Annotated in this window: 10 protein-coding genes; 7 read left to right on the top strand and 3 right to left on the bottom strand. The window is 36.1% G+C overall.

Features of this window, described 5'->3' with window-relative positions:
* Positions 1-297 precede the first annotated feature (297 nt).
* Positions 298-1,374 (bottom strand): LCP family protein, encoded by a 1,077-nt coding sequence (locus E2636_RS11645; protein WP_134210335.1) that lies wholly within the window; start codon positions 1,372-1,374, stop codon positions 298-300.
* Between the two features lie 129 nt (positions 1,375-1,503).
* A complete protein-coding gene (locus tag E2636_RS11640) occupies positions 1,504-2,136 on the bottom strand; it encodes a YigZ family protein (protein WP_134210334.1) in 633 nt (210 codons plus the stop codon).
* Positions 2,137-2,320: 184 nt separating this feature from the next.
* On the opposite strand from E2636_RS11640, the gene E2636_RS11635 reads away from it, so the two are divergent.
* Together E2636_RS11635 and E2636_RS11630 are read left to right on the top strand one after the other, a co-directional pair.
* Entirely contained in the window at positions 2,321-3,466 is a 1,146-nt protein-coding gene (locus tag E2636_RS11635; protein ID WP_134210333.1) for a sensor histidine kinase, read from the top strand.
* Positions 3,467-3,505: 39 nt separating this feature from the next.
* On the top strand, positions 3,506-4,180 hold the full coding sequence (locus tag E2636_RS11630) for a response regulator (RefSeq protein WP_017380206.1): 675 nt from the start codon (positions 3,506-3,508) through the stop codon (positions 4,178-4,180).
* Positions 4,181-5,071: 891 nt separating this feature from the next.
* Here the strand turns inward: E2636_RS11630 and E2636_RS19655 are convergent.
* The gene (locus E2636_RS19655) at positions 5,072-5,365 is read right to left on the bottom strand and encodes a nuclease-related domain-containing protein (protein ID WP_407670297.1); all 294 of its coding nucleotides are present in this window, start codon (positions 5,363-5,365) and stop codon (positions 5,072-5,074) included.
* 476 nt (positions 5,366-5,841) lie between these two features.
* On the opposite strand from E2636_RS19655, the gene E2636_RS11620 reads away from it, so the two are divergent.
* The 5 genes from E2636_RS11620 (at position 5,842) to secA (ending at position 11,906) form a co-directional block, all read left to right on the top strand.
* A complete protein-coding gene (locus tag E2636_RS11620; protein WP_134210331.1) occupies positions 5,842-6,420 on the top strand; it encodes a DUF4440 domain-containing protein in 579 nt (192 codons plus the stop codon).
* Between the two features lie 89 nt (positions 6,421-6,509).
* Positions 6,510-7,859 (top strand): ATP-dependent helicase ComFA, encoded by a 1,350-nt coding sequence (locus E2636_RS11615; RefSeq protein WP_134210330.1) that lies wholly within the window; start codon positions 6,510-6,512, stop codon positions 7,857-7,859.
* 92 nt (positions 7,860-7,951) lie between these two features.
* Positions 7,952-8,476, top strand: a complete 525-nt coding sequence (locus E2636_RS11610) for a ComF family protein (RefSeq protein ID WP_243840622.1) — start codon at positions 7,952-7,954, stop codon at positions 8,474-8,476.
* A gap of 118 nt (positions 8,477-8,594) precedes the next feature.
* On the top strand, positions 8,595-9,155 hold the full coding sequence (gene hpf, locus E2636_RS11605) for a ribosome hibernation-promoting factor, HPF/YfiA family (RefSeq protein WP_134210328.1): 561 nt from the start codon (positions 8,595-8,597) through the stop codon (positions 9,153-9,155).
* Between the two features lie 243 nt (positions 9,156-9,398).
* Complete coding sequence (secA, locus tag E2636_RS11600; RefSeq protein ID WP_134210327.1) at positions 9,399-11,906, top strand: preprotein translocase subunit SecA; 2,508 nt, start codon at positions 9,399-9,401, stop codon at positions 11,904-11,906.
* The last annotated feature ends 15 nt before the right edge of the window (positions 11,907-11,921 follow it).

Here is an 11,921-nt window from a genome sequence, read left to right as displayed (position 1 = left end):
GCAGGAACATGAAAGCTTTCTTACCATTAGTCAAGAGTTTTCCCATTTATTTTCCAGAAAAACATAGTGAGTTTAAACATCGACACGAGTAAATGTAGCATCATATGCAGGTCTATATGGTATGAAGATGCAATGAGCCATAGTGATATTTGCCGTAAACCTCAAACGAATTATGCCCTTACTGAAGGAAGCAGAGTAAGAAATACGAAAGAAAAGGCGACATTTCGTTCAAATCGAACGAAATGTCGCCTTTTTCAATTAAATAAATATTAAAAACGTATGTTTTTCAGTGGCCAATTAAGGCTGGTCGGTACTTTCAGATTGTGAATGTGAGTGGGTGCGTTCATCTGTTTCAATTGAATACTCCGAAGTCTCATCTTCAGAAGTTAACTCTGTTGGATTGTACTCGTATTCTAAGTGATTTTGCATGGTGTCTTTAATTTCCGCAAGACTTTCTTCATTTAACTGATAATAATAAATACCAGTGCTCGTATCGTCAGCCCCTAATAAACTTAACTGTTCGATAGAAGGCATACCGTTTTTACCATATTCAAACATTGATTTCATTTCATTAAAAGTCATGTTTGTTTTCATATTATCACCAACGGCATCAATTAAATCTCCATACTTTGTAAATGAAGAAGCAGAAACTGATTTTTTCATTATTGCTTCCAAAACCATTTGTTGTCGTTTTCCGCGTTCGATATCATTATCCTTTTTTCTAGTACGCACGAGGGCTAAAGCTTCCGCTCCATTTAATTCTTGATATCCTTTTTCAAGGTTAATTGATTTCTTATCTTGAGCATCTTGTTCTACTAATGTATAAGGAACATCGGCTTCGATACCTCCAAGAGAATCAACAATATCTATAAAAGCATCGAAGTTCAATCGTACATAATAATCGATAGGAATATCAAGCATGGTTTCTACTGTATCTATTGTGGCCTCTGTTTGTCCAAATGCATAGGCATGTGTAATCTTATCTTTATAGCCGACTTCTGGTATATAAACGTAAGAATCTCTAGGAATACTTAAAAGTTTAATTGATTTACTCTCATTGTTTAAAGTGGCAACAAGCAACGCATCTGAGCGCGTATTTGAACCTTGATTACGTGTTGAACTATCATCAACACCAATAAATAAGATAGATATATTATCTTCCAGAGGCTCTACCTTTTCATCTCGCAAACTAGATTTGTCTCGATTAATGCTTTCTAAAGATCTATCGGCTGCACTTTCCGCTTTTTTAACTAAGAATATGCCGTAAGCCGTAATACAAATAAGTAACGATGTAATGAACAAGAGTGAGATTTTAATGATTAGTGATTTATTTGATGAAGATCCTTTAGACGATTTATATTGTTGTCGATTCAAATTAATTCTCCTTTGAGTAGGAAATGATCCTACATGTACAATAAGCCAATTGTAGCTGGTTAGGTGTAATTGACTACATTCCTATTCATTATACAATGATTTATTAAAACCGTAAAAGGATTTGTTATTTTATATGTCGAATTCGAGAAAATCTTGTGAGTGCTGTTTGATATTAGCTTGTCCGTTCGTCATTTCTGTTATCCAATCGAAAAAGTACTTTACCATTAATACGGGGACATATAGAAATAGTTCCACAGATTCTGCATAATCTATTCGATTTAATGGATACGTGGAGTTACGTATTTCATTCTCAACTTTACCAAGCCACGAGTAATCGACAGATACCTTCATTAAAAGGTGAAGACGTCGTTCCACAATACTGGATGCTTGTAAACCTTCAGTAGTTGCTTTGCCATAAGCACGGATTAAGCCGCCACTACCTAATTTAATTCCACCAAAATATCTTGTTACTACGACAACTGTATCTTTCAATCCTTGTTTTTTTAATACTTCAAGAATGGGAACGCCAGCAGTTCCACTAGGTTCCCCGTCATCATTAGCTTTTTGAATAGAATCATGCTCTCCAATTAAATAAGCAGAGCAATTATGATTGGCAGATTTATGTTGTGATTTAATTTCTTGAATAAATGCTTGAGCTTGTTGTTCCGATTCAGCACGGTTCACATAGGTTAGGAAACGGGATTTTTGAATAATCAATTCTGATTCGCCTAACCCTTTTACAGTAAAATAATCTTTTCTCAAATTGATTCACTCCTAATGACATCTAGTTGTCATGTAATTTTAATAATTTCTTATGTATATAGTGATATAATTAATCAAGTCATTGCAGGAATATTGACATATATGGCGTATACTATAGTAGAGAAGAAAAATGATTGGATCGTGATTCTTCCAACAGTTACTTGAACAAAAAGGAGACTACCTGATGTCTGGGAAAAAGGTAGATATCAATTCACTAAATCATATTTTCAGTCAAATGGTTCAAACGATGAACCGTTCCAAAAACGATATCTTTATTATAAGCGAACAAAATCGCCAAAGCTTATTACAGATGCAAAAAGAATTGGAGATTGTTCATTCAAAATTAGCTGCTGTTTTAATAGAAGGTGATTTGCTTGTAGAAGAAACACGTATTTCTCGTAAAACTCTTGGTGATGTGTCCAAGCATTTTAACACGTTTACAGAAGAGCAAGTGCGAGAGGCATATGAACAAGCAAATGATTTGCAAATTAAACTTTCCATTAATCGAACTGAAGATCGTCAATTACACGAACGTCGAGATGATTTAGAACGTCGTTTAAATGAATTAAACGACTCCATTTTGCATGCGGATCAACTGGCTGGGCAAGCAAATGTAGTAACCAACTACTTAACATCTGATTTGAAAAATGTGGGACCAGCATTAGAGACAGCCAAACTTAAACAAGATTTTAGTTTAAAGATTATTGAAGCACAAGAAGAAGAGCGTAAGCGATTATCTCGAGAAATACATGACGGCCCTGCTCAAATGATGGCCAATGTGCTAGTGCGTTCAGACTTAATCGAACGAACATACCGAGAAAACGGAATAGATGAAGCTTTAGTTGAAATAACGAGTTTAAAATTGATGGTTCGAATTGCATTGACAGAGGTGCGACGAATTATTTATGACTTGAGACCAATGGCTTTAGATGATTTAGGACTAGTGCCAACCATCAGAAAATACTTAATGAATATAGAAGAATATAATACTGGTTGCCAAATTAACTTCCGTTCACATGGAGAACAGCGAAGGCTCATATCCAATTTTGAAATTGCTGTTTTTCGTTTAGTACAAGAATCCGTAACAAATGCGACGAAACATGGTAAATGTCAAAACATTTGGGTAGATGTTGAATGGACTCCTAGAATGGTAACAGTTACTGTAAAAGATAATGGAACTGGATTTGACCAACGTCTCGTTCGAGAAAGCTCATTTGGATTAATTGGAATGCAAGAACGTATTGATTTATTAAAGGGTGAGATGATTGTTAAATCCTCACTTGGCAATGGAACAATTATGAAGTTTAAAATTCCATTAAATGAGGAATAACATAGAAGTGTGTGTTTTATACATTAGGAGGAAATGACAATGACTAAAATTGTAATTATAGATGACCACCAATTATTCCGTGAAGGTGTAAAACGTATATTAGATTTTGAAGATTCATTTGAAGTGATTGCTGAAGGTGATGATGGAAGTGATGCACTAAGCTTGTATGAACAATATGTACCAGAAGTAATGCTCATGGACATTAATATGCCGCGCAAAAATGGTGTGGAAGCAACTGCCGAGTTATTGGCGAAATATCCTGAAGCTAAAGTTATTATGCTGTCCATACACGATGACGAATCTTATGTAATGCACGCTCTAAAAACAGGTGCTCTTGGATACATGTTAAAAGAGATGGATGCAGATGCAATCATCCAAGCTATTAAAGTTGTCGCTGCTGGCGGTTCTTATTTACATCCAAAAGTAACTCGAAATCTTGTTGCAGAATTCCGACGCTTAAGCGAACGTGAAAACAAAGGGTCATTCCATCAATCAGAAATTCGTCGACCATTCCACTTATTAACAAAACGTGAATGCGAAGTTCTTCAATTATTAACAGATGGTCAAAGTAACCGAACAATAGGTGAAACTTTGTTCATCTCTGAAAAAACTGTAAAAAACCATGTATCAAGTATTCTTCAAAAAATGAACGTAAATGATCGTACACAAGCCGTAGTCACAGCCATTAAAAATGGTTGGGTTGAAGTACGTTAATTCGTATTAGTGGCCTCTCGCAAGCTTGCCCTTGTGAGAGGCTTTTTTTTTTTGATTTTTTTTAGGTTAGGTGTGATGCATTGTGTTGTTCCAGGTTAACGAAGACGCTGTCCAAGTTGAACTTATGGACATACAGGTAGACAGAATGGAGCTCCAGGTTGTACAAAATGACGTCGACTCACTTTAATAAACTCAGATAAGTAGATTTGTTTCTTACTTAAATTATTCTTGAATTCCTTTTACTCACTTTTCTAATGACGTTAATCTCATCATCTACTAATTTGTAGTACCTATAACGTCCGTTGTTTTTTGGTATCAATTGTGATCTGGTTAATATATGTGATGCATATGTTTTATCCTTTAACTTAAGAAAGTCTAAACATTCTTTATTCGTCATTGTATGCTTCATCAAATAAAACCAATCCTCTAAAGCATTAAGTATCATTACTTTTCTAGATATTTTACAAGTTGGACATTTAAATAGACTGTCAATCCATAACGAGCACTTAGGACATATAAGTCCTTTTTTTATAAGGGAATAATCAATTGGGATAATATTTATCAGTGGGGTTGGGGGAAATCTCGTTTGTGCTTGTTTCACTTTATTAATAAGTTGAGTAAACTTCTTTTGAGATAGCATTAGGGTAATGTAAATAAATCTTCGATATAAGAGCCTATATCGCATCCCATAATAATTTTTTATTCTTTTGGGGGCAAACTTACATGTGTTTTTGAGAATGCAAGTACTATGAAACTGATTATAGGTAGATTGATTTGATTTGATTTCATCCAAAAGGCTAACCTTCGTTCGAGGCGTTTTAACTGTTCTTCCGGACATTTAAATGAAGTTTGAACACCTTCTAATTCACGAACTAATTGAGCAGGATTTTGCTAAAATGCTATTTTATCTTTAATTGCTTTTATTTCTAAAATACATATGAAATTAGGTGTAATAATAAGTGTATCAAGTTGGACCATTGACCTTGGGGAAGACCATATATTAGTTTCTTTTAAAATTGCATATCTTATAGGGAATTCAATGTTCTTCAAAAAATAATCTACATAAGCTTCACCATTGTAACCAACAAGTATCCTATTAATTCTTGATTCTATTTCCACATAGAGTGGATGGTGAACCGGAATGCGCTGAAGTAACCTGAAGTAAACGTTAAGTGAGTCAGGCATTGCACGTTTTTCGTCTATAAAAATCACTCCTTATTAATTTTTTGGGAGATAACGAAAAATATCATTTCTACCAATATGTTAGCAAGTAAATTGAGTATTTATTTTCCAGGTTGTACAAAATAATTTTGACTTACTTTAAATATCCTCGCCAAACTGTAAAGCGTCGGCACACGTGGCTCCAAGTTGACAAAGTTGTTGTCCAGGTTGCTAGAATGACTATCCAGGTTGATACAATGCTGCTCCGGGTTGTACAAAAAGATGTCGACTCACTTAATCCCCTCACTTTTAGTGCAAATTGTAATAAATAATTGCCCATATCATCTCATTCTATTGGTCGCTCGATAGGCAACAGCAATACTATAGATTCACCACGAAACTTTCACAACTTCAGTGTCGTCTATATTTTGAAAGAGGTTATAATAATTGTTAGGTCTCAAATTTTATGACACAATAACCTAGTAGGAGGCACGAACATAATGAAATTTAAATATATTATCATGCTTGTGATGATTTCAATACTTTTGTCAGCTTGTGCGAGTAAAGAAAATAGTGATGAAACTGGTTCAGTATCTGATGGTGAATCCACGAGTGAAAATAGTGCGTTGGAACATGAAGTGAAGGATCAAGCGAAATCTGATGTTGGGTTTGAAATGGTGGGAACTGATATTGAGGAAGCTCAAAATGTACCTGCAGAAGAGAAAAAATCGTTAATAGAAGTATTTGAATTGTATATAACTGCTTTTAATGAAGAGGATATTGAGAAATATATGTCTGTAATCGCAACTGAACCTGAAGGGTTTGATTACCAGGGAGAAGAAAAGTTCGTAAAAGAAACGTTTACTCAATATGAAGTGAATCGAACGGCTGAAGATGTGACGGTTATTAAATATAATGAAAATCAAGCACAAGTTTATGCTTCGCTCTCTATTTCACTTAAGCAAGAATCAACTGGTGGAAAGCTTGACCGAACAGGTCGGCAAGTGACCGTTTTTATTAAAGAGGATGGAAACTGGCGTGTGACTAGCGTTTATTTCATCGGTGATGTAGCACAATAACTATTCATAAACCTCGCATAGACGCGGGGTTTTTTTTTGGTTAAAATAAGTGGATAGGAATGAGTTCAATCCATATTGGAGGGATGCTCATGAAAGACGTACAAGCTTTTTTATCAGGTCGAATTTGGTTGAAGGAACATACCCCTTTTTCTTCATCTGTAATCGATAATTTTATTGACAAAGGTTTCATTACTCCCCACAAAGGCATTCAGTCGAATCAACTATCCCAAGGTAAACAAATCCATCGTCAATGTCGACGTTGCGCAAGCAAGCAGTTGACAGCTTTTCACTGTGCTAAATGTAACGGTACTTGTTTGTATTGTAGACATTGTATTCGTATGGGAAGAGTCAGTAGTTGCACCGAGTTAATTACTTGGACAGGACCAGAAATCAAATCAATTTTGGAGCACAACTTTAGGTGGTCTGGGACTTTAACTCCTCAACAAGCACAAGCTTCAGAAGAGTTGATGAATAGTATCCATAAAAATCAAAGCCATTTAATACACGCGGTGTGCGGAGCTGGAAAAACGGAACTATTATTCCCAGCAATATTTGATTTACTTAAGCAAGGTCAACGAGTTTGTGTAGCAACACCGAGGACAGATGTGGTGCTCGAACTCGTTCCAAGGTTTCAACAAGTCTTTCCGCAAACCATCATCCATGCTTTATACGGTGGATCACCTGAACATACAAACTATGCTCAACTCATTTTGGCAACAACTCATCAATTATTGCGTTTTGAAGAAGCCTTTGACGTTGTATTTGTAGATGAAGCGGACGCTTTTCCTTATACGGTGGATAAGTCCTTACAATTTGCCGTACAAAAAGCGAAAAAGATACACGCTGTTGTTCATACGATAACTGCAACTCCTTCTGATGAGCTTTTAGGACAAGCTGTCAACATCTCGCTAATATCACAGCGCTTTCATGGTTTTTTATTGCCGGTACCTCGTTTTGTCGGATTATGGAACTATAGAAAGCATATGCATAAAGGGGAACTTTCACGAAAGTTAGAGAAGTGGACACAACAATGTCTCAAAAAAGATCAACCGTTTCTGATTTTTTTTCCAACAATATCCTTAATGGAACGTGCGCTACCTTTATTTCAGCAGATGCACCAAGATATCCGAGCTGTACATGCAGAAGATCCAGATAGAAAAGAAAAGGTACTTCAACTTCGAGAAAAGAAAGTGTGTGGTTTACTTACAACCACCATACTGGAACGAGGAATTACTATACCAAATGTCCAAGTAGCAGTTGTTGGAGCAGATGAAGCGATATTTACTAGTAGCGCGTTAATTCAAATAAGTGGACGTGTTGGTCGTTCTGTTGATCATCCTGGTGGAGATATAGTTTTTTTTCATCATGGAATTTCTTTTGCGATGGATAAGGCTAAAGCAACGATAGAAGCACATAATGAGAAACGATCAAAATTATGATTTGCTTAATTTGTTCCTCTTCATTTTCGGAAAAAGCATCATGGAGGAAACTTTTATTAATTAAAGAGCCTGATGTAATTTGTGAAAAATGCTTGTCTAAATTTGAAAAAATGAAGGATAGAGAGAGTGAAAATGAGTGGAAAGGGACAATATATGATGGAGCTCTTGATTCCGTCCAATCAATTTACATCTACAATGAATGGATGAAACAAGTATTTCAACAATATAAATTTCAGCTTGACGTGGACTTAGCAAAAATCTTTGTTTCTGATTTTCAATTGTTAAATAAAGTTCAGGAACTAATTGTACCCATTCCACTTCATCCGGAAATGTTGCTGATGAGAACTTTTTCGCAAGTAGATCAATTGCTTATTGCAGCAAATGTTCCGTTTACACATGTTTTAGCAAAGACGCTAAATCGTTCACAAGTAGGAAAATCGAAAAAAGATCGCATGTCTTCAGAATTATTTTTTTCAGTTACAACCGACGTTCAAAATAAGAACATATTATTAGTCGATGACTTGTATACAACTGGCACCACACTGCATCATGCCGCCTATGCTTTGAAGAAATCCGGTGCTCAAAGAGTAATCGCTGTGACACTTATTCGTGCGTAATTATCTGAAAAAAAGACTTCTTTCGACAAAATTCGAAAAATATTTTAGTTTGTAGCAGGAGTTAAGAGGGGATATGTAGAATAAGGTTTACATAGCCTTAATTAAAGGAGGAGTTTACATGTTAAAATTTAATATTCGCGGTGAAAACGTTGAGGTAACTCCTGCGATTCGCGAGCACGTTGAAAGTAAAATTAATAAAGTAGAACGTTATTTTGCTGAAGAAGTTGAAGCGAACGCAAATGTCAATTTGAAAATTTATAATGATAGTCAAACAAAAGTTGAAGTTACGATTCCAATGAAGAATCTAACGCTTCGTGCTGAAGAAAGACATAACGATTTATATGCAGCAGTTGATTTAATCGTCGACAAATTAGAGCGTCAGATTCGTAAACATAAGACTAAGGTTAATCGCAAGTTCCGTGAACGTGAAGGAGTAGGTACATTCTTTGCTAATTTCCAGTCTCCTGAACAAGCGGCGTTCAAGGATGAAAATGAAGAGGATTTCCAAATTGTTCGAACAAAACAATTTGAATTAAAACCAATGGATCAAGAAGAAGCGGTTTTGCAAATGGATATGCTAGGACATAATTTCTTCGTCTTTACAGATGCTGAGTCGAACGCTACAAATATTGTTTACAAACGTAAAGATGGTAAGTATGGTTTAATCGAAACAAATTAATTTTTATGAACAAAAAGAAAGTCCATTTACTTGGGCTTTCTTTTTTGTCTTATATCAAGAACCGGTTAACATGAATCTATTGTGAGTGTATTAGTTAAAAGTATTACAAGACAATTGGTGCAAAGACCTAATAAAAATCAAAATATAAATGTTTATAGTAGATGAAAGAGAGAAGTCCGTTATTTGCACCACTATAAGAGCAGTGGTAAAATAAAGTTTGAGACTAAATGGGAAGTGAATCTAATGCTTGGTGTATTAAATAAGGTATTTGACTTAAATAAGCGTGATCTGAAAAGATTAGAAAAAGTTGCTAATCAAGTTGAAACATTTGCAAAAGACATAGAAGCATTAACTGATGAACAGTTACGTGCTAAAACTGATGAGTTTAAAAGTCTTTTTGCTAAAGGGACTGAATTAGCCGATATTCAAGCGGAAGCATATGCAGTAGTTAGAGAAGCATCGAAACGTGTGCTAGGGATGTACCCTTTCCATGTTCAAGTAATGGGTGCTGCGGCGCTACATGAAGGAAATATATCAGAAATGAAAACCGGTGAAGGGAAGACATTAACGTCCACAATGCCGGTTTATTTGAATGCAATCACTGGAAAAGGTGTTCATGTTGTAACTGTAAACGAATATTTAGCAAGCCGTGATGCTGCTGAAATGGGTCTATTGTATAACTTCTTAGGTTTAACTGTTGGGTTAAATTTAAACAGTTTAAATAAAGATGAGAAACGAGAAGCTTATGCAGCTGATATTACTTATTCGACAAATAATGAACTAGGATTCGACTATTTACGTGACAATATGGTGTTGTACAAAGAAGAACATGTTCAACGTCCTCTTTATTTTGCAGTAATTGACGAAGTTGACTCTATATTAATTGATGAAGCACGTACACCGCTAATTATTTCAGGGCAAGCTGCAAAATCTGCTCAACTTTATAAGCAATCAAATGCACTTGTTCGCGCACTTCGAAAAGAAGAAGACTATTCGTATGATGAGTCGACTAAAGGCGTTGTATTAACTGAAGCAGGTATTGAAAAAGTTGAAAAAACGTTTGGAATAGATAACTTGTTTGAGTTGACGCATGTTGGTTTAAATCATGCGATTAATCAGTCATTAAAGGCACATGCTAGTATGCACAATGATGTGGATTATGTTGTTCAAGAAGATAGCGTTGTAATTGTTGACTCATTCACAGGTCGCTTAATGAAAGGTAGACGCTATTCTGATGGTCTTCATCAAGCTATAGAAGCGAAAGAAGGCCTAGAGATTCAAAATGAATCCATGACGATGGCTACCATTACGTTCCAAAACTTTTTCCGGATGTACGAAAAACTTTCTGGTATGACTGGTACTGCAAAAACGGAAGAAGAAGAATTCCGTAACATTTACAATATGAATGTTATTGTCATTCCAACTAATCGAGTTATTGTTCGTGACGATCGTGCAGACTTAATTTATTCATCAATGGAAGGTAAATATAAAGCAGTGGCAGATGATATTGCAGAGCGCAATAAAGCAGGTCAACCTGTCTTGGTAGGTACTGTTGCAATAGAAACTTCTGAAATAATTTCAAAATTGTTAACGAAACATGGAATCCGTCATAGCGTGTTGAACGCGAAAAATCATGAGCATGAAGCAGAAATTGTTGCCGAAGCAGGCCATAAAGGCTCCGTTACGATTGCAACAAATATGGCGGGTCGTGGTACGGATATTAAATTAGGCGAAGGCGTGATCGAAGTTGGCGGCTTAGCAGTAATTGGTACAGAACGTCATGAATCTCGTCGTATTGATAATCAACTTCGTGGTCGTTCAGGTCGTCAAGGAGACCCAGGTATAACGCAGTTCTATTTATCAATGGAAGACGAATTAATGCGTCGTTTTGGCTCAGACAATATGCGTGCAATGATGACGCGTCTGGGAATGGATGATACAGCGCCGATCCAATCTAAAATGGTGACACGTGCTGTTGAAGGCGCACAAAAACGAGTAGAAGGAAATAACTTCGATGCACGTAAACGTTTGCTTCAATATGATGATGTGTTACGTCAACAACGTGAGATTATTTATAAAGAACGTTTAGAAGTACTAGAGACAGATAATATGCGTGGTCTTGTTGAAACGATGATTGATGATGTAATTGAGCGAGCAGTTGCTGCTCACGTTTCTCCTGATAAGCAAGGCGATATGAATTTGAAAGGTCTTGAAGATTTCACTTTCGCAAACCTATTGCCTGAGGGAGTTGTAACTCAAGAGCATTTAACTGGTAAGTCAGAGAATGATGTAGTCGATTACTTAAAAACGGCTGTCTATGAGCATTACAATGCGAAGGAAGTAGAAATGACGCCTGAACGTATGCGTGAATTTGAGAAAGTTGTCTTACTACGTTCGATTGATTCAAAATGGATTGACCATATTGATGCGATGGATCAGTTGCGACAAGGAATTCATTTACGTGCATATGGACAGATTGATCCTCTTCGAGAGTATCAAAACGAAGGATTTACAATGTTCGAAGCCATGGTTGATTCTGTTCAAGAAGACGTGACTAAGTATGCCATGAAAGCTGAAATACGTAATAACTTGCAACGAGAAGAAGTGGCAAAAGGTCAGGCAGTAAACCCGAAAGAAGATGGTGGTACCGTTAAGAAATCGCCTATTCGAAGCGAAGCAACTGTCGGACGAAATGAAATGTGCCCATGCGGCAGTGGCAAGAAGTTTAAACATTGTCACGGTGCAGTGTGAAACAACGGAGGATAT

Origin of the sequence: Paenisporosarcina antarctica (assembly GCF_004367585.1) — a bacterium.
Lineage (GTDB): Bacteria > Bacillota > Bacilli > Bacillales_A > Planococcaceae > Paenisporosarcina > Paenisporosarcina antarctica.
This window is presented reverse-complemented; position numbering and strand designations above follow the sequence as displayed.

Bases quoted from the DNA above. Each gene is read 5' to 3' on its own strand.
- E2636_RS11635 (WP_134210333.1), top strand. From the start codon at position 2,321: ATGTCTGGGAAAAAGGTAGATATCAATTCACTAAATCATATTTTCAGT.
- E2636_RS11630 (WP_017380206.1), top strand. From the start codon at position 3,506: ATGACTAAAATTGTAATTATAGATGACCACCAATTATTCCGTGAAGGT.
- E2636_RS19655 (WP_407670297.1), bottom strand. From the start codon at position 5,365: ATGCCTGACTCACTTAACGTTTACTTCAGGTTACTTCAGCGCATTCCG.
- E2636_RS11620 (WP_134210331.1), top strand. From the start codon at position 5,842: ATGAAATTTAAATATATTATCATGCTTGTGATGATTTCAATACTTTTG.
- E2636_RS11615 (WP_134210330.1), top strand. From the start codon at position 6,510: ATGAAAGACGTACAAGCTTTTTTATCAGGTCGAATTTGGTTGAAGGAA.
- hpf (WP_134210328.1), top strand. From the start codon at position 8,595: ATGTTAAAATTTAATATTCGCGGTGAAAACGTTGAGGTAACTCCTGCG.
- secA (WP_134210327.1), top strand. From the start codon at position 9,399: ATGCTTGGTGTATTAAATAAGGTATTTGACTTAAATAAGCGTGATCTG.